Genomic DNA, 22,745 nt, shown 5'->3' on the forward strand with positions numbered 1-22,745 from the left:
TCATGACCCGCCAGAATCGCGCGGGGCTAGTCGCTTAACGTGCCCAGTTCAGGGGTGGCGTCATGGGCTGTTTCGTCGGGCCAGTTGGTGCGCCAGATTTCGGCAGACCAATGGCCGCAATGAACGGATGGACGGTCAAAGCCGGGCAGAGGCGTCAAAAGCGGTTCGACAACCACATCATGCCGCGGCACCGCGAAATACGGGAAGGAATAGCGTTCCTGCCCCGATCGGTTGACCACTCTGTGAGGGGTGGATTTGAACCGGCCACCCGACCAAAGCTCTAGCATGTCGCCGATATTGACGACAAACCCATCCGGCGGGCAGTCGGGTGTGATCCAGCCGCCATCGCGGGTCTGAACTTCAAGCCCGCCGACCGGGTCAGGGGCGATGATGGTCAGCGCATCTGTGTCCTTATGCGGGTGGATGCCATAGCCGGTATCGTCCGGGGCCTGAGGGGGATAGTGCAGCAGGGACATATTGGTCATAGGATCATGAAACGCGTCTCGCACCTGGTTCGCAGGTAGCTTCAATCCCATCTCCAGCGCGCCCAGCAGCATATGCGCAACACCGTCCAGCTTTGACCAGTAATCCAGAATCACTGCCTGTGCCCGTGGAACATGACAGGGCCAGATATTGGGGCCATAGAGGGCACAATATCGGCGGATGGGCGCATCCAGGTCCACCTGATAATGCAGCTTGTAGCCTTCGTATTTATCCGCTTTGCCCGACCCGTCATTCGGGGTGAAAAACCCCATCGGGATAAAACCGCGATAATTCTCGCGTGTGATCGCCTGATCCCATTTCGCATCATCGTCGATGTCGAAAATCTCCCGGACGCAAGTGCGCATGTTGTTGACGGTGTCCCGCGAAACGCCGGTGCCGGTAATCGACAGGAACCCAATCCGGGTGCAGGCATCCATGACTGCCTGAACGGTTGCGTTGAAATCGGGGTGGCTGGAGTCACCCAGCGGAGCAATGTCGATTGTTGGGATGTGGTCCATCAGCGCATCCTCACGCCTTGCCGTGCCAGTTCTTTATGCACCGGGGCAAGGTTCAATTTATCGAGGTCTTGGTTGCTTTTGAGTGAAAGCGCCGCAGCAATCCCCGCGCCCTGACCCATGACCGCACAGCAAGCCATGTTGCGCGTCGCCGCATGGGCAACCCGGTCCGCCCCATGTGACCGGCCCGCGACCAGCAAGCCTCTGATCCCTTTGGGCAGCATCGACCGATAGGGGATATGCATGTACCGACCAGTCGTGGGCAGGATCAAAATGCCATAGCCGTCGATGAATTCGGGATAGATGCCGATGGTGTCTTCGAACCGGCCCTGATGGCGGGCGTCATCCTCGGTCATGTTGTACACCGCGTCGATTTTGCGGGTGTCGCGGATGCCGATGGTCATCCCGAAATTCCGCAGCCGGGCGTTCTCACACCCGGGCATGAACCGGCGCAGCGCCTCGATGGCGAGCATTGACTGACGTCGCCCTTCGATCTCACCGCGGGTCATGCTGTCGGGATCGGTGCCATCGATCCCGGCCAGATGAATCAGGTTCATATAGGTCAGCTCACCGGTGTCATGCATCGCACCCCAAGTGCCCGCGATGGTGTTCAGATGTGCCGGGATCAGCCCCTGATCAATCGCCTGCTGGAACGGTTTGTGCACAAAGGGCGAGTACATGTCGTCCTCTTTACCGCTGGTCTCAATGTTCCATTCGCCACCACCGCCCCAGTCCTTATAGGTCTGGGGGTCGGCCTTGACGCCTTCGATAAAGGCGCGCTTGTCGACGCCCGCCAGATGGAACATGACCGAGGCCGCCATCATGTCTTCGCGCGCGGTCTTGTGCGTGGGCGCACCGGCGCGATGGGCGACATCTGCGTCCCCGGTAGCGTCAATGACAACCTTCGCCAGTATCGCCTCGCGCCCGGCTTTGGATTCGGTGATGATGCCGGTGATCCGGTCGCCGTCCATGATCGGAGCCACGAATTGCCGGTGCAGCATCGGATGCACACCGGCCTCTTCGATCAGTTTGTCGGCGACCAATTTGAACCCTTCGCTGTCCAACTCATAACTCAGCGACTGACTTTCTGGCACCGCCGCACCCATTTCTTTGGCGCGGGTTTCGAACTCCATGCCGATGCCGCCAGCCTCAACCGTTTGTTCGTGGCGATACCAGGCAAAGCCTTCAACGCCGACAGCGGTGATATTGCCGCCCATGCAGCCGAAGCGGTCGACCAGCGACACTTCGGCTCCGGCCCGTGCGGCCGCCAGCGCTGCGGCCAGACCTGCAGGCCCGGAGCCAACGACCAGAACGTCCGTGGAATGGACAACGGGGATCTGACGGGCGGGTTCTTGAATGGTCTGCATGGGCGCCTCGGTGACTTTACATTGCCGCCACATTTGATGCAGCTAACTGGCGGGTCAATCAAAAAACCGACAGGCCCGTGGTCGTAAAACCCCAATGCGTGATTGCCCCCGGCGGGGCTTTGGCATAATCACCTTTGAAGTCGAATTTTACCTCTAAAGGTCAAGCCATGCGCCTCAGCCGTTACTTTCTGCCCGTTCTCAAGGAAAACCCCTCCGAGGCTCAGATCGTCAGCCACCGGCTGATGCTGCGCGCGGGCATGATCAAGCAGGCCGCTGCTGGGATCTATTCCTGGCTCCCGCTGGGGTTCAAAGTTCTGCGCAAGCTGGAAAACATCGTGCACGAAGAACAGGCGCGGGCGGGTCACATCGCCATTCAGATGCCTGTCATGCAATCGGCAGATCTGTGGCGCGAATCCGGACGTTATGACGACTACGGCCAGGAAATGTTGCGCATGAAAGACCGGCATGACCGGGACATGCTTTTTACCCCGACTGCCGAGGAACTGGTGACCGACATTTTTCGGGGTCATGTCAGTAGTTACAAGGACCTGCCGCTGACGCTCTATCAGATCCAGTGGAAATTCCGCGATGAAATCCGTCCGCGTTTCGGCGTGATGCGGGGCCGCGAGTTCTATATGAAGGACGGTTATAATTTCGACTTGACCAAAGAGGATGCGCTGCACGCCTATAACCGCCACCTGGTTACATACCTGCGCACCTATGAGCGCATGGGTTTGCAGGCGATCCCGATGCGCGCCGATTCCGGCCCAATCGGTGGCGACGATACGCATGAATTCCTGGTTTTGGCTGAAACCGGCGAGTCTGAGGTATTCTATGATAGCGCCGTCACCGACCTGACTTTTGGCGACCGTCAGATTGACTATGACGACCGTGGTCAATGTCAGTCTATTCTGGAAGAGTTCACTTCAAAATACGCCCGCACCGACGAGACGCATGACGAGGCGCTGTTCAATCAGGTGCCGGAAGATCGGCGCCGCGTGGCGCGCGGGATCGAAGTTGGCCAGATCTTTTATTTCGGCACAAAATATTCCGAACCTCTTGGGGCAACCGTTCAAGGACCCGATGGCAAACCGGTTCCGGTCCATATGGGTAGCCACGGCATCGGTGTCAGCCGCTTGGTTGGCGCGATCATTGAAGCCAGCCATGACGACAAGGGCATCATCTGGCCCGAGGGCGTGACCCCGTTCCATTGCGGTATCGTGAACCTGAAACAAGGCGATGACGAAGCGGACGCAGCCTGTGAAAAACTCTATGCCGCGCTGACCGTGCTGGGGTTGGAGCCACTTTATGATGACCGTAACGAACGGGCAGGCGGTAAATTCGCCACGATGGATTTGATCGGCCTGCCTTGGCGGATCACGGTCGGTCCGCGCGGCCTGAAGAACGGTGTGGTGGAACTGACTTGCCGCCGCACAGGCGAAAGCGAAGAGTTGAGCCCCGAAGCCGCCGTCACCAAGATCGCCGAGATCTATGAGCGTATCGCCTGAAACCGACGCGCCGCTGATCTCGGTCATCACGGCGACATATAACCTACTGTCCCAAGGGCGGCAGGACAGTTTCCGCGAAGTCATAGCCTGTATGGCCCGGCAGAGTTGCGACCGGGCCGAACATATCATTCAGGATGGCGTATCGGATGACGGCACGGTGGCGTTTCTGGAAGAGCTGACGGCAGGTGCACCACGAACGCGCGTGATCAGCGCGCCTGATACTGGCCTGTATGATGCCATGAACAAAGGCGCCGAGGCTGCACAGGGTGATTATCTGCTGTTCCTGAACTCGGATGACTCGCTGGCATCGGATGACATTTTGAACACCCTTGCCGACCGGCTTGCGGAATCTCGACCGGATTTCCTGTATGGCTCGACCCTGCGCAAATACGAGGACGGTTCGGAAAGTCGGGAAAAGCGCATGTCACTCAAAGCGATCCTGCAGCGGATGCCGTTCTGCCATAATTCGGTGTTGCTGCGGCGGGATGTGTTTCAGGCGCTTGGCGGGCATGACACGCAGTTTCGGGTGGCTGCGGATTATGACCTGATGCTGAGGCTTGTCGCTGCCGGATATCAGGGAGAGCGCACGGATGAGCCTGTTTCCATGTTCTGGGGCAGGGGCGTAACCAGCGACATTGTCAAAACCGCCGAGGATTATGCCCGCGTCTGGGTTCAATTCTATTCAGGTTTCAATGCAGCGCGGACCCTGACCCAACAGGATTTCTTCCGGTTCTACCGCCGCGGACACATGCCTGCCAATCTGATGATCGAATTACTGCGGCGCCCAGATACTCCGGTCGGGATCAAACTGGCGGCACGCCATAGCCTATGGAAAACGGCCCGCCGATCCGTACAGTTTTGGCGGCGCTATTAGTGGCCTGCCGCAGTCGGTCGGACGGATAGCAGATCACCATCAGCCTCGGATCCGCGTGGAACAACGATCGGACGGCCCAAGCGATTGACCAGGTCCTTAAATTCGAACCCCAGAAAGCGTATTCCGCAAACACGGTCGCCAGTCATGCGATCGGTGATACATAACCGCCCCTGTCGAAACGCCAAATGGTACCCTTTATCTTTCAGGATATCCGTCAGATTGCCCCAGCTTGCGGCACCGGAAAATATCGGGCGTATCGCCGCGCGCAGCAGTGCTGCGGTCTCGCAATCAATTTCTGTAGATAGTTTCCGGGCCGAAATTGCGCCCGGTTGTTCTGTTTCAGTACGAATATTCATGAGCGACCCCCGCTCTGGAAATGAATTCCCCCACAAAGTAGGGTGACAAAGTTTCTTTAAATAATCAAAAAGCGAAATAATATTGCGCCTAAAATGTTGCATTTTGAGTGCAGTTTCACCCTGAATGCTCACATTGACTTCATAGCTGAAACAATGCGGTGCTGTCTGTGAAGGGCTTCACAACCAAGGGTATAATGCCGCATGTGGAAATCATCCATATTTTGAAAAACCCCGACCTGATTCGCCGATGGTTGAATTTCTTGCGGAATTGGATCACCTGGAATTTGCTGATACACGGGCCGAAAATCACAAAAGGATCCACGGTTTGCTGAGCTTCACAACCGTCGTCTATTCCAAAGACTTCCCCTTGCTTGAATTGCAGGCATTGTCTTTCGCCCGATTTGTTGACCCTGATCAGGTCGGCTCGATCCGGGTGATCATGAACGATGTGGACGAACCGGCACTGCGCGCGATGGTGGAACCGATTTTGGCTTCTTACGGTCCGTTGCGACCCAAAGTTGAAGTCCTGAGCGGCGATGACGTTTTGCTGTCTCCTGGGCAATGCGCGCGCCGGTCGATCTCGGACAGGATATTGGTCGAAAACCGATACCGCATTCCGGGCGCGCGCAAGGGTGGATGGCGTGGCAACAACGGATACCGGACACAGCAAGTTTTGAAATTGGGATCTGCTCGGGCTGCCTCGACAGAAAACATTGTAATACTGGACACCAAGAACCTGTTTCTGCGCCCCTTTCAGGAGGCCGAGTTTTTCTCGGACAGTGGTGCGGCGCGGATTCCGTTTATCGGTGTGAACAGCGATTATCATAGACGCTGGCTGGAACAGAGCTTTGATGCGCTGGGCGCGTCGATCCCGGAAACGGACGGCCTGCAGACAACAAATTTCGCAACGCCGTATCCTGTGCGCCGGTCGCTGATCCTGAATCTGCTGCAAGAGATAAATGCGCGCCACGGATCGGTTCAGTCGCTATTTGCCTCTCGCAGGCGCCCGTCTGAGTTTATGTTGTTGAATGCATTTTGTCTGAAATCCGAAGCCGGTTTTGCGCCTTGGTTCGAACCCTCGGGAAACACCAGCATAGGGCTGTGGCCATCCTTTTCGGCGCAGAAACTGACCGATGAGCTTTCCCGGCTGGACGATCCGGAAACTTTGACCCTAGGCTTGCATAACAGAGCGCTTTACAAGCTGCCCGCCGACATTCGAAACCGGGTGTTTCACGAGCTGGAAAGCCGCGGTATCTGCGATCGTTCCATCGCCGAGGCCGCCTTGAACAGAACCGCTGCTTTGACGGGGCAAGTCGAAGTGGGCGGATAACCGGCTTGACCCCCGGTCGAATTGCCGAGAGGGTCGCCACAAAACAAAACCAGCGGAGCAGACATGGCCAAGACACCACCGCCATTTGCGCTTTTTGAGTGGAAAATCGCTTGGCGATACCTGCGTGCGCGCCGTGCTGAAGGTGGCGTCAGCGTGATGACATGGATTTCGCTGATCGGGATTACCCTGGCAGTGTTTGCGCTGATCGCCACATTGGCCGTCAGGTCCGGTTTCCGGTCCGAATTTGTCGGAACCATTCTGGGGGCTAACGCCCATGTGACCGTGTATTCATCGGGTGAGTTCACTGCGCAGGGGCAGGTCGATCGCACCATTGCGGATTATACGGACATGGCCGACCGGATCGCTCAGGTTCCGGGCGTTCAGCGTGCAGCACCTTTGGTGAAAGGTCAGGTTCTGATCACCAATCGCGACCGCAGCAGCGGGGTTGAGGTATTTGGCATCCAGCCCGAAGATTTGCTGGAACTGCCCGGTGTCGCCGAAAGCGAACAGGCGGTTGGTGATCTGTCGATGTTTCAGAACGGCCAGGACGTCATTGCCATAGGTTCAGGCGTCGCGCGCAGCATCGGGGCGACGGTGGGCGATACCATCAAGCTGACCTCGCCCAATGGGGTGAAGACCGCGTTTGGCACCTCTCCCCGGGTGAATGCCTATCAGGTGGTCTATGTGTTTTCTGCTGGGCGTTATGACATCGACCGGACGCGGGTCTATATGCCCTTCGAACAGGCGCAGGGTTTTTTCAACCGCGAGGGTGTGGCTGATGAGATCGAAGTTATGGTTGACCGCCCCGAAGAACTGACGCCGATCCTGATCCCGATCCTTGAAGCCGCAGGCGAGCGCAGTCAGATCTGGACATGGCAGGATGCCTCGGGCGGGTTCCTCCGCGCGCTTGAAGTGGAAGACAACGTCATGTTCATCATCTTGTCGATCCTGGTTCTGATCGCGGCGATGAACATCGTCTCGGGTCTGATCATGCTGGTGAAAAACAAGGGCCGAGACATCGGCATCCTACGCACCATCGGGCTGAGCGAAGGCTCGATCCTGCGCGTGTTCTTTATCTGCGGCGCGTTTACCGGGATCATCGGCACTGCGTTGGGCGTGGTGCTGGGCTGTCTCTTTGCAATCTATATCGACCCAATCTTCAGTTTTGTGAACTTTGTGATGGGGGGCGGGGTTTGGGATCCGTCCATCCGCGGCATCTATGCGCTGCCTGCCGAGCTGCATCTTTCGGATGTGCTCAAGGCCGTTGGCCTATCTCTGGGCTTGTCCTTCCTGGTCACCTATTTCCCCGCCCGTCGCGCGGCGCGGCTGAACCCTGTTGAGGCGCTGCGCTATGAGTGATGTAATGATGCGATTGGCCGGTCTGACCAAGACTTACCTCAAAGGCACGCCGGGCGAAGTTCAGGTGTTGCGCGGTGTCGATTTGAACCTGCGTGCGGGCGAGGCCGTGGCTCTTGTGGCGCCCTCTGGTGCCGGTAAGTCGACGCTGTTGCATATTGCCGGATTGTTGGACACACCCGACACAGGATCGGTTGAGATTGCAGGCCAGAACGTGACCGGGAAAGGTGATCGCACGCGAACTGCGTTGCGGCGGCAGGATGTCGGCTTTGTCTACCAGTTTCACCATCTGTTGCCAGAATTCAGCGCGTTGGAGAATATTACCCTCCCGCAGCTGGCCAATGGCGTGTCCGAAAGGGCAGCCCAGGAACGGGCGATGTCCCTTCTGGATCATGTCGGCGTCGCCGCGCGCGCCGATCACCGGCCGGCCGCCCTGTCCGGCGGTGAGCAGCAACGCGTGGCCTTCTGCCGCGCATTGGCCAACAAACCTCGGGTTCTTCTTGCGGATGAGCCGACAGGTAATTTGGACCCTGAAACCTCGGATCAGGTTTTTGACGCACTGATGGCTTTGGTGCGGGACGAGGGGCTCTCGGCTCTGATCGCCACACATAACATGCAGCTTGCCGCCCGGATGGACCGAACACTGAGGCTGGACGGAGGCGCGCTTAGGCCAGTTGAGTGATGGCAACGCCTGCAGCCATCACTGCGATACCGCTTGCGCGAATCCATGTCAGCGGGGTGACCTGCGCGCCAAACAAGCCGAAGTGGTCGATGGCTGCAGTGCTGACAAGTTGCCCAAGAAGGACAAAGAACACCGCGTTGCCGACCCCAAAATGTGGCGCAACATGGGTGATTGACAGAACGTAAAAGGCGACAAGCACACCGGCCAGAAGCAGGTGCTTGGGGGCATCGGCAATTTTTGAAAGGGCTCCAAAGCCGGGAAAAACCACCATCAACGCTGCACTTGATGCAAAGGCTATCGCAAACAGGACCACAGCCGCTGTTGTTGGCGACCCGATCAATTTGCCCAATGCGGCATTCAACGCGGCAAGGATCGGAACCCCAATTCCAGCCACAAGCATAATAGCAGCATATTGTGTCATGCGGTTTTCCTATTGCCTCGTTGATCTGGATCATTGCGCCAAGCCCAGGCACGGGCAAGCCTGAAAATGTCAAATCTGACAGGAGGATGTGATGATCAGACAGGCAATGGGGGCGCTATCGATAGCGGCGTTTGTGACGGCGTCTCAGGTCAGCGCGCAGGATGCAGATATCGGCGCCGAGCTGTACCAGCATTATTGTGCAACCTGCCACGGGATCGACGCGACGGGCTATGGTCCAATGGCAGGCGTCCTTGTTATTCAGCCAACTGACCTGACGCAGCTTGCAAGCAGCGAAGGGGTATTCCCGACCGCTCGTGTTGTGGCGCGCATAGATGGACGAGACCCGCTGGTCAGCCATGGCAGCCCGATGCCAGTCTATGGACCGTATTTCGAAGGGCAGGATACGGCGATGAAAACACCAGATGGGCAGCCGATCCTGACCAGCCAGCCGATCGTGGATCTGGTGGCTTATCTGCAGACGCTGCAGGCCAACTGAACGTTACCGACAGATTCCTTGGATCTCGGCATCGGCCCAGGGGATGACCACTGTGCTTTCACGCTTGTCACCACGTAGCGGAGCCAGATCGAAATGTGCGCCCAGCATCTCGTGCAGACGCCTGGTGCGGGGCGCCGAAGGATCCAGCGCCCGGCAACAAATGTATTCCTCGACAATGGCCCCCTGCTGTTCGTACCCGTAGGACAGGAAATCTGGTGAGTTCTCCAGATCGAATTGATAGGGGTCGTTATTCCCGCCATGCTCGGCTGCGGCGCGCAGTGGATGATAGCCGGTCTTCTTGCGGTTTTGCCATTGCCACACATGGGTCAGTTCATGACCCAGCAGCATCGCCGCGATCAGGTTCATCCGATCCGGGAATTCGGACATGTAATCGTCCAGATACCAGTCCCGGGTGAAATAGACCTTGTTGAACAGGGCCACTGCCGCGGGTTTTGCGGTAACGATACCTTCCTGCGGGGCGGGAAAAATGCGCTCGCGGCAGGCAAGGCGTGACCGATCTTTACGATAGAAAGTTATTGGCGCAACTGGTGCGCCTTCGACCAACCGCACTTTGTTGAGTTTCAGCGTATCACCCTGAAGTGTGCGGGTAAAAGCAGCCTCCTGATCAGTCAGGGGGCGACCGCAAGCGGTGAATACCAAAAGGGACGTCATCAAAATGAGGCGTAACATGACAAAAAATCTATTCTGGCAGCACACGTGTGCAAATGGTTTTTTTACAGGCTCATTGCTAGGACGCGGCTGATTTCCGTCAGGGATCGCCCGGATTGGTCCATCCAGGTGTTGAACGCCGCCTGCACCGACGCCATCGCCTTTTTCGATGTGGGGGCCTTATCGACCACCCCCTCGGCCACCAGCCGCGCGGTTACATCCTGCGACAGGATAAAACTGTCACGCCCCGCAAATCGCATTGCATATTGCGCCGATGCACCGCCCAGCCGCGACCCTCGCTTGCTCAGCATGTTCAGCAAACCGACATAGTCATCCGAAGGCCACCCTCCCAGAATCTTTCCGACGCCACCTTCTTGGCGCAGTTCCAGCAAAAAGGCGGCATTGTCGCGGACCGTGGCGATCTTGGTGCCATTGCGCACGATCCGAGTGTCCTGCAGCAGAGCATCGAACTTTTCGTCGTCCATAAAGGCGCAGCGTCCAATGTCAAACCCGTCAAAAGCGGTTTCGAACCCGTCCCATTTGTTTTCGATGACCTTCCAGTTAAACCCGGCCTGAAAGATGCATTTCGTGATAATCGACAGCCAGCGATCTTCGGGCATTTCAGCCAGTTCCGCAGGGCTTTTGGGTTTGGAAAGCTTGTTGCTCAGGGCATCTGTCCCGCCGTGACGGCTGGCGGCTATGGCGAAAATCTCGTCGAAATGGCGCATCTGCAGAATCCTCCAAACCTAGCGTCGCGTTTTGCGGTCGATGTTGCAAGGTGGCCCGGGACACGTGCCTGCCAAGGTAAAAAAACATCCCAAGCCCAAAAGAAATGCTCGACAAAGTGGGTGATTCTGGTTTGTGATTGACTCGTCAATCAATATCCGCACCGCAATGCTGGGGAAATGCAGTGGGCGCGGGCGCCTAGCATGATGCTGAAAGAGGGGAAACACTGGGGCAAAGGGGCGAGTTATTCCGTGCCGCGCCGAACTGTCTGCTTCCCTTCTTCGCCAGTTTTTGTGCATGTTGCGACATGGATTTGTCACATGACAAGCCGACTGGCGCGAAACAACGCGCCGGACCGGGCAAAACGAATATTGCAGGGAGAAAATCAATGAAAAAACTGAGTGTAAGCCTGATGGCGCTGACCGTTGCAGGCTCTGCCTATGCCGCCGAGATGGGGGCCGTGGATCAGCCGATCAAACTGGCGATCAACGAATGGACTGGCCAGCACGTGACCACCCATGTCGCGGGTGAGATGCTGAAAGCTGCCGGATACAATGTGGAATATGTGACTGCAGGCATGATGAATCAGTTCCAGGCGTTGGCCGATGGTGACATCGACGCGACCCTGGAAATCTGGTCGTCCAACGTATCGGATGAATATGCCAAGAAGATCGACGAAGGCACCGTCGTTGAAATCGGCGATCTGGGCCTCGACGCCAAAGAAGGCATCGCCTATCCCGCGCATGTGGCTGATCTGTGTCCCGGCCTGCCCGCATGGGAAGCGCTGAAGGACTGCGCGCAGGTGTTTGCGACGGCCGAAACGCTGCCCGGGGGCCGTCTGGTCGATTACCCGGCCGATTGGGGTACGCCCGGCGCTGACCGTATGGTGGGCCTGGATCTGCCGTTCAAAGCGGTTCCCGCAGGTTCCGAGGGTGCTTTGATAGCCGAGCTTCGGGCCTCGACCGAGCGCAACTCGCCGCTGCTGATCACCTTCTGGCAGCCGCATTGGGCCATGTCGGCCTATGATGTGCAATTCGTCGAACTGCCAGCCGGGGAAGACGCCTGTTTCACCGATCCCGCTTGGGGCCCGAACCCGAACGCTGTGAACGATTGCGATTTCTCGCCGTCGCGCATCTTCAAGGCGGGTTGGAGCGGCATGGAAGACAAATGGCCCGCAGCCTATGAAATCCTGACCAACTATCAGCTGGCGGTCGAAGATCAGCAGCCGATGATGGGTGCGATCGACGTTGATGGTGGTTCCGTCGAAGAGGTCGTCGCCGCTTGGATGGATGAAAACGAAGGCAAATGGCGCCCTGTTGTTGACGCGGCAACGCAGTGAGCTGACATCAGTGACTGACGTAAATTCGCCAGCCATCGCCTGCCAGAATCTCTGGCAGGTGTTTGGCCCCGGCGCTGACAAAGCCCTGACCGACGCGCTGTCTCGGTCAGGGAATGACGCTGACAAAGCCGCTGCCGATCTGCGGGAAAACGGGTTCATCCCCGCCGTTCAGGATGCCAATTTCGAGGTCAAGGAGGGCGAGCTGTTTGTGATCATGGGCCTGTCCGGATCGGGCAAGTCCACTTTGATCCGCTGTATCTCTCAGCTTTTGCCGGGCACAGGTGGCGAAATCCGTGTGGATGGCGAGAACGTCATCGGCGCGTCAAAGAAAGCCATGACCGAGCTGCGCCGCAAAAAGCTGGGCATGGTATTTCAGCATTTCGGCCTGTTCCCGCATATGACCGTTGCCGAAAACGTCGCCTATCCGCTGCGTGTTCAGGGTGTTAGCCGCAAAGAGCGGCAGGCCCGTGCGCAGGAGGTGATCTCGTTGGTCGGGCTGGAAGGGCGCGAAGACAGCTTCCCGCGTCAGCTTTCGGGTGGTCAGCGGCAGCGCGTCGGGATTGCCCGGTCTCTGGCCGTGAACCCCGATATCTGGTTTTTGGACGAACCATTCTCGGCCCTCGATCCCTTGATCCGCCGTCAGTTGCAGGATGAATTCCTGCGCATTCAGGCGACGCTGCAGAAATCCATCGTCTTCATCACCCACGATATTCAAGAGGCGCTGAAACTGGCCGACCGGATTGCCATCATGCGCGACGGCAAGATAGTCCAGATCGGTACACCCACCGATATCGTACTGCGCCCGGTGGATGATTACGTGCGAGAGTTTTCAAAGGATGTCGCCAAGGGTCAGCATGCCAAGGTCGCATCGGTCATGCGCCAAGACGGAGAGCGGGGACCAGATGACCCTGGCCTAACAACCTCGATGACATTGGACGCTGCATTGGCGCATTGCATGGAGTTATACGAACCGGTGCCCGTCAGGGATGCCGATGGTAACATCGTCGGAACGGTTCATCCGTCCGATCTGGCCGCCGCCCTGCAGGTTGATGAAACATGACTGTAGCGACGGAAGTTTCTGTGCCGCAGGCGCGCCTGAGCATTGGCGCGCGCGCCGCACTGATCACAGTGATCGTCGGTGCGCTGTGTCTGGCGCTGGAAGGCGTCGCGCCCTGGCTGGTCAAATGGCCCGCAGGCTGGGAACTGCCTGCAACGCAATGGGTAGGCACGTTTCTGGACTGGTTCCTGAACGGGATCAAACCGGCGGCACGGCTGTTTTCCGATCTCATGGCCTATCCCATGAACTGGGCCAACTTTGTGCTTGGCAATACGCCATGGCCCATCCTGATCGGTCTGGTGACTGCGCTGGGTTGGTATTTGGGCGGCTTGCCGATGGCGGCGCTGGGCTTTGTGGGCCTTAGCTTTGTGTTGGCATCGGGCTATTGGGCCGAAAGTATGAACACCCTGGCGTTAGTGGCCGTTTCCGTGCCGGTTGCGCTGATCATGGGCGGAGCTATCGGCATCCTTGCCAACGAAGTTCCGCGGGTGAAGTCATTTGTGCAGGCCGTGCTGGACGTGATGCAGACCGTGCCGACATTCGCTTATCTGACGCCGCTGCTGCTGCTGTTTGGTTTCGGTCCTGTGGTTGGGCTGATCGCCTCGGCCATATATGCGGCCCCTCCGATGGCGCGCAACGTGATGTTGGGGCTGGAGCGGGTCGAACCGGAAATCAAAGAGGCTGCCATCATGTCCGGCGGCACGCGGTTTCAACAGCTGTTTCAGGTCGAGATCCCGGCTGCAGCCACGCAGATCATGGTCGGTGTGAACCAGTGCCTAATGGCTGCGCTGTCGATGGTTATCATCGCAGCCGTCATTGGAGGCTTCAACGATATCGGTTGGGAGGTTCTTCTGACCATGCGCAAGGCACAGTTCGGCGAAGCCTTGATGGCCGGTCTGGTGATCGTGGTCTTTGCCGTCGTCATCGACCGGATGAGCGGGACGCTGGCGACCGAACGTAAACGCTATGACCAGCGTGTCGCCTGGGCAGTAATTGGCGTTGCCGTGCTGTTCACCGCTGTCTTTTGGACCAGGCTGCCGAACCCGTCCGAACTGACCATTCTCGACCCGCTGGCCGGGGTGATTGACGGCGGGCTGACGGCGTTTACCCAGGCTAATGGGCCGTGGCTTGACGCGCTCAAGAACAACTCTTTGTTCTATGTGCTGCTGCCGCTTCGGATTGGTTTGGACCAGGCCGTGCTGCCGTTCACATGGGGTTTTCAGTGGACGCCCGTGATGAGCTATGGCCTGTTCGCCGCCGCCGCAGCGATTGCTGTGCTAATGGCATGGCGCGGACATCTGACCGGCGGGCTTGTGATGCTGATCCTGATCGGGATGCTCGAAACCGGCATTGCCAATCTGCCCTGGCCTTTCGTTCTGACTGCCGCCGCCGCGTTGGGGTGGGTGGCAGGGGGCTGGCGATTGGCGGCGCTTTCGGTCGGATTGCTCTGTACCATTCTTGTCTCGGGCCTGTGGGAACGCGCGCTGTTATCGCTGTATCTGAGCGGTGCTGCAGTGTTTTCTTGTGCCGTAGTCGGTGGTGTGATTGGTCTGGCCAGTGCAGTCTGGTTGCCTGTTTGGAAGGTGGTCCGCCCCGTCTGTGACATGTTGCAGACGATCCCACTGTTCGTGTTCCTGATTCCTGTGCTGATGGTGTTTCAGATCGGCGAGTTTTCGGCCTTTCTGGCAATCTGCGCCTATGCCGTTGTTCCGATGATCCGCTACACACGGCACGGGCTGGTCAATACACCGGATGAGATGATGGAGGCCGCCATCTCTAGTGGCGCGACCGAGTGGCAGATCATGCGTGACGTGCGCGCGCCTTATGCTGCCCCGACTATCTTACTGGGTCTGAACCAGACCATCCTTTACGCCTTTGCCATGCTGGTGATCGCTGCGCTGATCGGAACCACCGGTCTGGGCCAGTCGATCTATCTGGCGCTGGGGCAGGCGGATGTGGGATTGGGGATTTCAGCAGGGGCGGCGATGGCTATCCTTGCGCTGATAGCTGACCGCATCGTGCAGGGCTTTGCCGAGGAACGTCGCAAGGCGCTGGGCCTGTAAACATCGGCAGAAAGGCGGAACAACCGCCTCTCTGCCTCATTTGATTTCGGGCAAGGACGTTCCGGCGCAGGTGATTAAACCTGGCGCAAATGATCGGAGACTACCATGGCAGGCTGGCCCCTATTCTTTGCTGCACTGATAGCGTTTCTGGCGACCCATGCGATACCAGCGCGCCCCGCTGTGCGCGACCGCCTGATCACTACGTTCGGACTGCGCGGGTATTTCGTGGCTTATTCCATCTTGTCTCTGCTGGTTCTGGGTTGGTTGATCATCGCCGCAGCGCAAGCCCCGTATGTCGAGGTGATCCCACCCATTTGGATATTCCGCTGGATTCCCGTTCTGATGATGCCCGTAGTGTGCTGGCTCGCGGTTGCGGGCTTGACGATCCAGAACCCGTTTTCATTTGGTGGCTTGGGCCAGCGCCCGTTCGATCCGGAAAAGCCCGGCATTCTGCGCACCACGCGCCACCCGGTTTTGGTGGCGCTGTTGGTGTGGGCTGTCGCTCATCTGCTGGCCAATGGCAGCCTGTCCCACGTGATTTTGTTCGGTTTGTTTGCGGTATTTGCTGCGATGGGGCTGCCGCTGATTGATCGACGCAAATCCCGTCAGATGGGTGCTGAATGGGGTCGGCTGTCGCGCAACACTGCAAGGTTTTCTTTGCGTGCGCCACGCCCTTGGCCGCCTGTTTGGATCGGGCTTGTAGCGCTGGTGGCATTTGCAATCCTGCTTCACCTACACGAACCGGTGATCGGATTGTCTCCGCTGCCATAAGCTGAGTGGTGGTCGGGGCGGGTCGTGCGTGCTATTTGATGTTTCGAATTGTTGCGACAAGGGGATTTGCATGTACCTCGCCTATGTTACGACCACCGACCGCGGTGCAACCGACCGTCTGCTGAGCGCGGCTGCGGATCGCCTTTTGGCCGCAGATGCGCAGTTGGCGGGTGTGGTGCAAACCAACACCGAATGCGCCGACAGCAGCAAGTGCGACATGGACGTCCGTGTCCTGCCAGAGGGAGAGACCATCCGGATTTCGCAGTCTTTGGGTACACAGTCGCGCGGCTGCCGTCTGGACCCTGCGGCGCTTGAGCGGGCAGTTGGATATGTGACGGCATCGCTGGCAGAGAATCCCCATTTGCTGATCGTTAACAAGTTCGGCAAGCACGAGGCGGATGGGCGCGGTTTTCGCCCGGTCATCGCTGAAGCACTGGCGCAGGACATTCCGGTTCTTGTCGGGGTGAACGGTTTGAACACGGCCAAATTCGAAGAATTCACGGGCGGCGGCGCCGAGCAGATTGAGCCCGACCTTGAGGCGATCTTGGCCTGGTTTGACCGGGTCACTGCGCAACGTGAAGCTGCCGCCTGACAGAGCGGTCATAAGGCGGGGCCATCGGTCCTGCCAATTTCTGCTTGGTACGGTGTGATCATCCATTCATCACTCGCGCTGGCAAAGCTTGCTGGATGTCTGGAAGAAAATGGTGGGCGACCCTGGAATCGAACCAGGCGTGCGTCTCCGCGAGGGAGTTACAGTCCCCTGCCACACCTTGCGGCCTGTCGCCCACTGTCAGGCGTTGCACCTGACGTGGAGGCGTGATTACTAGCGCTCTAAAGGAGCGTCAACAGGAAAATACTGCTTTGACGCAGGAAACCGAATTCGCGGCCCGGAGGCCAAAGAAATGAAGAAACCCAAGTGGGTCGTCGAAAAAGAACAGGCGCGCAAAGCTGCCGCATCCGAAACTGTTTGGCTGTTTGGTCTGCATGCGGTGCGGGATGCGCTGATGAACCCAAACCGCACAAAATTGCACCTGATTGTGACGCGGAATGCGCGGGACAAGCTGGTGGAAGCCATTGAATTTGCAGGTATTGAGCCCGAGATGGTTGATCCACGCAAATTTACCGCTCCGATTGACCCGGGGTCGGTTCATCAGGGCGCGGCCCTTGAGGTTAAGCCTTTGGAATGGGGTGGTCTGGCGGAAAACTGCATCGGGCGCGAACACCCGCGCGTCATTTTGTTAGACCGCGTAACCGACCCCCATAATGTCGGAGCGATTCTACGGTCAGCTGAGGTTCTTGGAGCCAGCGCTGTAGTCGGTATGCGCCATCACGCGGCGCCGGAAACTGGCGCGCTAGCCAAGACCGCCAGCGGCGCACTGGAACGTCAACCCTATTTGCGGGTGCGTAACCTGGCTGATGCCATTGTCGAGTTGCAGGGAATGGGGTTTCTGGTTCTAGGACTGGACGGCGAGGCGGACGACACGATCGAGGCCGCCTTGAGAGGTAACCCGGACCAGCCAGTGGCATTGGTGTTGGGCGCAGAGGGGCCGGGCCTGAGGCAAAAAACCAAAGAAACCGTCGACAAGTTGGTCAAAATTGACGCTGTGGGCGGGTTTGGTTCTCTCAATGTCTCAAATGCGGCGGCGATTGCCCTATATGCTTCTAGGCAAAGATAACGACAGGAGAACGCCATTTCCACGCCATCCAAAATTGCGACCTGCTGTTACTGTGGGACCCGGGCAGCGCTTGTTCTAAAAGGCACGCAGCGCCAAGAGCTCAGTTGTTCAAGCTGCGGTGCCCCGCTGCATAACCTCAAGATGATGCCAAAGCGCAAACTGGACGATGCCAAGGCGAACCGTCAAACAGCCAAGCAGGATCGTCCCTACAAAGGCAAAAAGAAGAAGAAAAAAGGCGTTTTCTCACGGGTGCTGGATGAAGCCTGGGATGTGATCGAGGACATTTTCGACTAAAGGCTGGCGTTGCCGGTTCGAATGTTCACAAGCGCGTTAAAAGGGGTTTCAGTTGCGATAATAAATTGCATCTTGATACCCTGAGTTTCTATTTGTGATCCGATGACCATGAACAGACGTTTCCTTTTTGGCGCGATTGCCGCCAGTGTGATTGCTCTTCCTGCGTTTGCGCAGGATCTGCCCGTCTTCTATCGGACGGACGGTGCAGCCATGGCCGGATATGATGCGGTGTCCTATTTCAATGGCGAAACACCTGTTCGGGGTCAGCCTGAATATGCGGTTATGTGGAAAGGCGCTGAATGGCACTTTGCCACCGCTGAGAATCGGGATGCGTTTGAGATGAATCCGCGTGCCTATGCACCTCAGTTCGGCGGGTACTGCGCCTTTGCAATGGCGCAGGGAGAGCTTGTCAGCACCGACCCAACGACTTGGCAGGTGATTGACGGTCGGCTGTATCTTACCCACTCGCCTGAAATCGAGCGCATCTGGCAGACCGATACCGCCGCCTATATCCGCGAGGCCGAAGCGCATTGGCCGAGCGTTCTGTACAAATAATCGGCCGGCGACTGCTTTTTTCTGATCTGTCATCACAAAATTGCGCGCTACCTCTTTTTTTCTCCGAACTCATGCTTAAATGTCACAGTGACCGCGGAACGGAACTGCCGCGGGTCATTTCACTGTCCCTCGTTCCAACAACTGGCGCTCAGGTATTCCTGGGCGCTTTTTTCTTTTGGAAAGGGCGACTAGGGTGCCCAAATGACTGAATATTCCGATGATTTACTGACCCAGATTCTAAAGCGTACCAAAACCATTGCTGTGGCGGGCGTGTCGATGAATCCGGTGCGACCCAGCTATTATGTGGCGCGGTATTTGTCGCTTAAGGGATACAAAATGATCCCTGTTAACCCCGGCCATGCGGGCAAGATGCTGTTTGGCCAGACAATCCGTGCGTCGCTATCCGAGATTTCCGAACCGGTAGACATGGTCGATATCTTCCGCCGGTCCGAAGCCGTCCCGCCCATTGTCGATGAGGCGTTAGAGGCGTTCCCCAATCTGCGCACAATCTGGATGCAGATCGGGATTGAGCATGCCACGGCCGCGGCCACAGCGCAGGCGCGTGGGGTGGATGTGGTAATGAACCGCTGTCCCAAGATCGAATATCAACGCCTGTTTGGTGAGTTGCGCATGGGTGGTTTTGCCACCGGAATGATTTCGTCGAAACTCTGAGCGGTTATTCACCGAGATATGGTTGCAGTTCGCCGAATTGTTCCAAACGCCGCTTTTCCAGAACCACTTCGCGCGGAACCCAGTCATAGCGCGTGTCTTGTGGTAAGGGCGTCCAGTACAGCACGCCGCCATAGCGCCAGGGGTCCAGCACAACACCGTCATACATTGTCTCGCCTTTGCGGCTGATGATTGCCGTGCTGTGGTCGATCCGGAACGGGTTGTCGGCATTAGCGATGGCGCGGTGCATTTCCAGCGTCTGGAAGTTTTCCTGATCCAGCCGCCGTTCGATATCCTCGGCCCAGTGCCAACACAGTCCGCGCGGCTTCAGGCCCTTGTTGACTTTGGCATTGTGGATCAGTGGCGGGTCGGTGATCTGATATTCCTGAGCCAGTTGATCGGTGTAGGCATAGGCAATGCGCGCGGCGCGGTTGGCCTCTTCAGGGTCGATGTCAGGCCCGAGGTTGCGGATTTCAGACGCCAGGCGCTGAACTTCATCACTGGTGGACGGCGGGGCAATTGCGCAGGACCCCAGAACGGCTAGCGCCAGCCCAAATACCAAAGCTCTGATCATCTGCGCGCCCTTTGACCTGCGAACCTGTCAGGATCAGAATAATGGATCGACAACACCTGCGTCACCCCTTGGGTCGCGCGGCCTTTTCCGCGATGCCGCTGGTGCCCTGACGCCGGGCCAGTTCGGCCAGCACATCATCCAGCGCCACATCGCGCGCGGCCAGCATGACCAGCAGGTGATACAGTACATCCGCCGCCTCTGAGGTCAGCTTGGCCTGATCGCCCTTGACCGCCTCGATGATGGCCTCAACCGCCTCTTCGCCGAATTTCTCGGCGCATTTCTCGGGGCCTTTGGCCAACAGCTTGGCGGTCCAGCTGCCTTCAGGATCCGTCCCTTTGCGGGCCTCAATCGTTTGGGCCAGCTCGTGCAGAATGCTCATGTCAGCCTCATCGGGATGCCAGCGGCGGCCATGTGTTCCTTGGCCTCGCGGATGGTGAATTCGCCGAAGTGAAAGATCGATGCGGCAAGGACAGCGCTGGCACCGCCTTCGGTGACGCCTTCGACCAGATGATCCAGAGTTCCAACCCCGCCCGAGGCGATCACTGGTACATTCACAGCATCCGAAATGGCGCGTGTCAGCGGCAAGTTGAACCCGGCTTTGGTACCATCGCGATCCATCGAAGTCAGCAGAATCTCACCCGCGCCCTTGGCGACGACGGTTTTGGCGAACTCAACCGCGTCGATGCCAGTGGGCTTGCGTCCGCCATGAGTAAAAATTTCCCACTTGCCGGGGCTGACGGTCTTGGCGTCGATGGCACAGACGATGCACTGGCTGCCGAATTGATCGGCGGCTTGGGAGATCACATCCGGGTTTGCCACTGCCGCCGAGTTGAAGCTGACCTTGTCTGCACCGGCCAGCAACAGAGCGCGCACGTCTTCCTTGGTCCGCACGCCGCCGCCAACGGTCAGGGGTACAAAGCACTGTTCCGCTGTGCGCTGCACCACATCGAACATGGTCCCGCGGTTTTCATGGGTGGCATGGATGTCCAGAAAGCAAATCTCGTCAGCGCCTGCCGCATCATAGGCCTTGGCGGATTCCACCGGGTCACCCGCATCGCGCAGGCCAACAAAGTTAACACCTTTGACAACGCGGCCATCGGCGACATCCAGACAGGGTATGATACGGGTTTTCAGCATCTCTCGTCCTTTGTTGGCGCACCTCTAACGGCAAAGCCCCGCCGATGCCAGACTTGTGATTGTCACAACTCTGGAACCTGTGAAAACTGTCCCCAATTCATCAGGAGATCAATGAGATGCGTAGACTCTTTTTAGCAACCACTTTCATTTTCGCAGGAGCAGCTGCCGCAATGGCTGACGATATCATCAAGATGAAGACCGACAAATCGGTGACCCAGGCGCTGGACGCGCTTGAGACGGCGATTGGCAACGCGGGTGCAACGGTTTTTGCGCGGATCGACCACGCCGCCGGAGCTGAAAAGGTCGGAACGCCGATCCCGCCCAATCAGGTGCTGATTTTCGGCAATCCTGCGCTGGGTACGCCTGCAATGCAGATCGACCCCCGTGCCGGACTGTTCCTGCCGCTCAAGGTGCAAGCGTATGAAGATGCCGACGGTCAGGTTTGGCTGATCTATGAAGATCCAAAAGAGACGATGGATGAGTTCGACGCGGTTGAAAACTCTCCGATCATCGAGAAAATGCGCGGGGCGCTGGCAAAGCTGACTGCGGCTGCCGCGCAGTAAATCAGGTCAGGGCGCGAATGGCCTCTGCCAGGTCAATCGCGCCGTCATACAGCGCCCGGCCGGAAATCGCGCCGTTCAGTTCCACACCGCAATCACGCAGAGCAATCAGATCATCCAATGAGCTGACGCCGCCTGACGCGATCACCGGGATCGATACGGCACGGGCCAAGTCCGCGGTGGCCTCAATGTTAGGGCCCTGCATCGCGCCATCGCGGTTGATATCAGTATAGATGATTGCAGCAACGCCGGCATCCTCGAAGCTGCGCGCCAGATCAGTGACCTGCACATTCGTCTCTTCAGCCCAGCCTTTGGTCGCGACCATGCCGTTGCGGGCATCAATGCCAACGGCAACTTTGCCGGGAAAGGCTTTGGCCGCCTTGCGCACCAGATCCGGGTTCTCGACCGCGATTGTGCCCAGAATCACTCGGGCTAGACCTTTGTCGATCCAGGTTTCAATGGTGGCCATGTCGCGGATACCGCCGCCAAGCTGGGCGGGAACGTTGCATTCCTTCAGAATTGCCTCGACTGGGGCGGCGTTGACCGGCTCACCGGCAAAGGCACCGTTCAGGTCAACCAGATGTAGCCATTCGCAACCCGCGTCGACAAAGGCACGGGCCTGGGCGGCGGGGTCTTCATTGAACACGGTCGCTTTGTCCATTTCTCCGCGCAGCAGGCGCACGGCCTGTCCGTCTTTGAGGTCGATGGCAGGATAGAGGATCATGTTGTCAGGCCTTGAATCGCTGTTTTCCCGGCGGGATATCGCACAGGCAGGGCAGGGGATGCAACGCGACGCAAAGTCAATCTTGCCCCACGTCCACCAGCGCGCCAGAGTGCTGGTCAAATAGGGAGGATTTTATGAAGAAAACAACTTTTGCAGCAGCCTTGGGGCTGGCATCTCTGATTTCGGGAGCGGCGATGGCCGACCCGGTTGATGGTCTTTGGAAAACCCAACCCGGAGACACCGGCGGATATCTGCATGTTTCGATCGCCGAATGCGGAAGCGCGATTTGCGGTACCATCGATACCGCTTTTGACAAAGACGGGAATGAACAGCTGGAATATGAAAATCTCGGCAAGCAGATCATCTGGGATATGGTGTCCGATGGCGACGGCACCTATGGCGGGGGCAAGATCTGGGCTCCGGACAGAGACAAGACCTACAGCTCGAAAATGACCCTGGACAGCCAGAACAAGCTGACCGTCAAAGGTTGTGTTGCGGGTGGATTGGTGTGTCGCGGGCAGGACTGGACACGGGTTCAGTAAC

General features: G+C 57.9%; 27 protein-coding genes and 1 tRNA gene. 17 read left to right on the plus strand and 11 right to left on the minus strand.

What is annotated here, in order from left to right; translation table 11 throughout:
- Positions 1–26 precede the first annotated feature (26 nt).
- A complete protein-coding gene (locus tag AC2FH6_RS08220; protein WP_496702033.1) occupies positions 27–1,001 on the minus strand; it encodes an isopenicillin N synthase family dioxygenase in 975 nt (324 codons plus the stop codon).
- On the minus strand, positions 1,001–2,365 hold the full coding sequence (locus AC2FH6_RS08225) for an FAD-dependent oxidoreductase (RefSeq protein WP_496702035.1): 1,365 nt from the start codon (positions 2,363–2,365) through the stop codon (positions 1,001–1,003). Before AC2FH6_RS08225 ends, AC2FH6_RS08220 begins: the two co-directional genes overlap by 1 nt.
- A 167-nt stretch (positions 2,366–2,532) precedes the next feature.
- Here AC2FH6_RS08225 and proS point away from each other — a divergent pair, with 167 nt between their 5' ends.
- Both proS and AC2FH6_RS08235 read left to right on the plus strand, forming a co-directional pair.
- Positions 2,533–3,873 (plus strand): proline--tRNA ligase, encoded by a 1,341-nt coding sequence (gene proS / locus AC2FH6_RS08230; RefSeq protein WP_271949474.1) that lies wholly within the window; start codon positions 2,533–2,535, stop codon positions 3,871–3,873.
- Complete coding sequence (locus tag AC2FH6_RS08235; protein ID WP_496702037.1) at positions 3,857–4,747, plus strand: glycosyltransferase family 2 protein; 891 nt, start codon at positions 3,857–3,859, stop codon at positions 4,745–4,747. The genes proS and AC2FH6_RS08235 overlap by 17 nt, the downstream gene beginning before the upstream one ends.
- Here AC2FH6_RS08235 and AC2FH6_RS08240 read toward each other — a convergent pair.
- Positions 4,744–5,103: a hypothetical protein gene (locus AC2FH6_RS08240; RefSeq protein ID WP_281972745.1), complete on the minus strand. Its 360-nt coding sequence runs from the start codon at positions 5,101–5,103 to the stop codon at positions 4,744–4,746. The two genes, AC2FH6_RS08235 and AC2FH6_RS08240, sit on opposite strands and share 4 nt — an antisense overlap.
- 247 nt (positions 5,104–5,350) lie before the next feature.
- On the opposite strand from AC2FH6_RS08240, the gene AC2FH6_RS08245 reads away from it, so the two are divergent.
- The 3 genes from AC2FH6_RS08245 to AC2FH6_RS08255 all read left to right on the plus strand — a co-directional run bounded on the left by AC2FH6_RS08245 (position 5,351) and on the right by AC2FH6_RS08255 (position 8,471).
- Positions 5,351–6,433: a DUF6492 family protein gene (locus tag AC2FH6_RS08245; protein ID WP_496702040.1), complete on the plus strand. Its 1,083-nt coding sequence runs from the start codon at positions 5,351–5,353 to the stop codon at positions 6,431–6,433.
- Between the two features lie 63 nt (positions 6,434–6,496).
- Positions 6,497–7,792: a lipoprotein-releasing ABC transporter permease subunit gene (locus tag AC2FH6_RS08250; RefSeq protein ID WP_271949481.1), complete on the plus strand. Its 1,296-nt coding sequence runs from the start codon at positions 6,497–6,499 to the stop codon at positions 7,790–7,792.
- On the plus strand, positions 7,785–8,471 hold the full coding sequence (locus AC2FH6_RS08255) for an ABC transporter ATP-binding protein (RefSeq protein ID WP_496702042.1): 687 nt from the start codon (positions 7,785–7,787) through the stop codon (positions 8,469–8,471). Before AC2FH6_RS08250 ends, AC2FH6_RS08255 begins: the two co-directional genes overlap by 8 nt.
- Here AC2FH6_RS08255 and AC2FH6_RS08260 read toward each other — a convergent pair.
- Positions 8,455–8,892 carry a DMT family transporter gene (locus tag AC2FH6_RS08260; protein WP_142636840.1) on the minus strand — a complete coding sequence of 146 codons (438 nt, stop codon included), beginning with the start codon at positions 8,890–8,892 and terminating at the stop codon, positions 8,455–8,457. The two genes, AC2FH6_RS08255 and AC2FH6_RS08260, sit on opposite strands and share 17 nt — an antisense overlap.
- A 91-nt stretch (positions 8,893–8,983) precedes the next feature.
- On the opposite strand from AC2FH6_RS08260, the gene AC2FH6_RS08265 reads away from it, so the two are divergent.
- The gene (locus AC2FH6_RS08265; protein ID WP_496702044.1) at positions 8,984–9,388 is read left to right on the plus strand and encodes a c-type cytochrome; all 405 of its coding nucleotides are present in this window, start codon (positions 8,984–8,986) and stop codon (positions 9,386–9,388) included.
- Between the two features lie 3 nt (positions 9,389–9,391).
- Here the strand turns inward: AC2FH6_RS08265 and AC2FH6_RS08270 are convergent, their stop codons facing one another.
- Together AC2FH6_RS08270 and AC2FH6_RS08275 are read right to left on the minus strand one after the other, a co-directional pair.
- On the minus strand, positions 9,392–10,078 hold the full coding sequence (locus tag AC2FH6_RS08270) for a hypothetical protein (protein WP_496701628.1): 687 nt from the start codon (positions 10,076–10,078) through the stop codon (positions 9,392–9,394).
- 44 nt (positions 10,079–10,122) lie between these two features.
- Positions 10,123–10,785, minus strand: coding sequence for a DNA-3-methyladenine glycosylase I (locus AC2FH6_RS08275; RefSeq protein WP_496702047.1), 663 nt, complete (start codon positions 10,783–10,785; stop codon positions 10,123–10,125).
- A gap of 386 nt (positions 10,786–11,171) precedes the next feature.
- On the opposite strand from AC2FH6_RS08275, the gene AC2FH6_RS08280 reads away from it, so the two are divergent.
- From AC2FH6_RS08280 to AC2FH6_RS08300, 5 genes are all read left to right on the plus strand, one after another.
- Positions 11,172–12,122, plus strand: a complete 951-nt coding sequence (locus tag AC2FH6_RS08280) for an ABC transporter substrate-binding protein (RefSeq protein WP_496702049.1) — start codon at positions 11,172–11,174, stop codon at positions 12,120–12,122.
- A gap of 10 nt (positions 12,123–12,132) precedes the next feature.
- Positions 12,133–13,182: a quaternary amine ABC transporter ATP-binding protein gene (locus tag AC2FH6_RS08285; protein ID WP_271949493.1), complete on the plus strand. Its 1,050-nt coding sequence runs from the start codon at positions 12,133–12,135 to the stop codon at positions 13,180–13,182.
- A complete protein-coding gene (locus AC2FH6_RS08290; protein WP_496702051.1) occupies positions 13,179–15,242 on the plus strand; it encodes an ABC transporter permease in 2,064 nt (687 codons plus the stop codon). The genes AC2FH6_RS08285 and AC2FH6_RS08290 overlap by 4 nt, the downstream gene beginning before the upstream one ends.
- Positions 15,243–15,347: 105 nt before the next feature.
- Positions 15,348–16,013, plus strand: coding sequence for an NnrU family protein (locus AC2FH6_RS08295; protein ID WP_496702053.1), 666 nt, complete (start codon positions 15,348–15,350; stop codon positions 16,011–16,013).
- 70 nt (positions 16,014–16,083) lie between these two features.
- The gene (locus tag AC2FH6_RS08300; RefSeq protein ID WP_496694801.1) at positions 16,084–16,605 is read left to right on the plus strand and encodes a DUF2478 domain-containing protein; all 522 of its coding nucleotides are present in this window, start codon (positions 16,084–16,086) and stop codon (positions 16,603–16,605) included.
- Positions 16,606–16,715: 110 nt separating this feature from the next.
- On the opposite strand, the gene AC2FH6_RS08305 is transcribed toward AC2FH6_RS08300, so the two are convergent.
- Positions 16,716–16,799: transfer RNA gene (locus tag AC2FH6_RS08305), tRNA-Tyr, on the minus strand.
- A 116-nt stretch (positions 16,800–16,915) separates the two neighbouring features.
- Here AC2FH6_RS08305 and rlmB point away from each other — a divergent pair.
- From rlmB to AC2FH6_RS08325, 4 genes are all read left to right on the plus strand, one after another.
- Positions 16,916–17,689 (plus strand): 23S rRNA (guanosine(2251)-2'-O)-methyltransferase RlmB, encoded by a 774-nt coding sequence (gene rlmB, locus AC2FH6_RS08310; protein ID WP_271949501.1) that lies wholly within the window; start codon positions 16,916–16,918, stop codon positions 17,687–17,689.
- Between the two features lie 15 nt (positions 17,690–17,704).
- The gene (locus AC2FH6_RS08315; protein ID WP_142636860.1) at positions 17,705–17,983 is read left to right on the plus strand and encodes a hypothetical protein; all 279 of its coding nucleotides are present in this window, start codon (positions 17,705–17,707) and stop codon (positions 17,981–17,983) included.
- 108 nt (positions 17,984–18,091) lie between these two features.
- Positions 18,092–18,538: a YHS domain-containing (seleno)protein gene (locus AC2FH6_RS08320; protein ID WP_496702056.1), complete on the plus strand. Its 447-nt coding sequence runs from the start codon at positions 18,092–18,094 to the stop codon at positions 18,536–18,538.
- Between the two features lie 201 nt (positions 18,539–18,739).
- Entirely contained in the window at positions 18,740–19,210 is a 471-nt protein-coding gene (locus tag AC2FH6_RS08325) for a CoA-binding protein (protein ID WP_496702058.1), read from the plus strand.
- Between the two features lie 4 nt (positions 19,211–19,214).
- Here the strand turns inward: AC2FH6_RS08325 and AC2FH6_RS08330 are convergent, their stop codons facing one another.
- The 3 genes from AC2FH6_RS08330 to hisF all read right to left on the minus strand — a co-directional run bounded on the left by AC2FH6_RS08330 (position 19,215) and on the right by hisF (position 20,918).
- A complete protein-coding gene (locus tag AC2FH6_RS08330; protein WP_142636866.1) occupies positions 19,215–19,781 on the minus strand; it encodes a hypothetical protein in 567 nt (188 codons plus the stop codon).
- Positions 19,782–19,842: 61 nt separating this feature from the next.
- Entirely contained in the window at positions 19,843–20,160 is a 318-nt protein-coding gene (locus AC2FH6_RS08335; RefSeq protein ID WP_142636868.1) for a phosphoribosyl-ATP diphosphatase, read from the minus strand.
- Positions 20,157–20,918: an imidazole glycerol phosphate synthase subunit HisF gene (hisF, locus tag AC2FH6_RS08340; RefSeq protein WP_496702060.1), complete on the minus strand. Its 762-nt coding sequence runs from the start codon at positions 20,916–20,918 to the stop codon at positions 20,157–20,159. Before hisF ends, AC2FH6_RS08335 begins: the two co-directional genes overlap by 4 nt.
- Before the next feature lie 170 nt (positions 20,919–21,088).
- On the opposite strand from hisF, the gene AC2FH6_RS08345 reads away from it, so the two are divergent.
- Positions 21,089–21,481: a DUF302 domain-containing protein gene (locus AC2FH6_RS08345; RefSeq protein WP_496690916.1), complete on the plus strand. Its 393-nt coding sequence runs from the start codon at positions 21,089–21,091 to the stop codon at positions 21,479–21,481.
- A gap of 1 nt (position 21,482) precedes the next feature.
- Here AC2FH6_RS08345 and hisA read toward each other — a convergent pair whose 3' ends face one another.
- Positions 21,483–22,202 (minus strand): 1-(5-phosphoribosyl)-5-[(5-phosphoribosylamino)methylideneamino]imidazole-4-carboxamide isomerase, encoded by a 720-nt coding sequence (hisA, locus tag AC2FH6_RS08350; protein WP_496690915.1) that lies wholly within the window; start codon positions 22,200–22,202, stop codon positions 21,483–21,485.
- Between the two features lie 134 nt (positions 22,203–22,336).
- Between hisA and AC2FH6_RS08355 the strand changes: the two genes are divergently transcribed.
- On the plus strand, positions 22,337–22,744 hold the full coding sequence (locus AC2FH6_RS08355) for a DUF2147 domain-containing protein (RefSeq protein WP_496701638.1): 408 nt from the start codon (positions 22,337–22,339) through the stop codon (positions 22,742–22,744).
- The last annotated feature ends 1 nt before the right edge of the window (position 22,745 follow it).

Source organism: Ruegeria sp. CDSC045 (assembly GCF_059610725.1).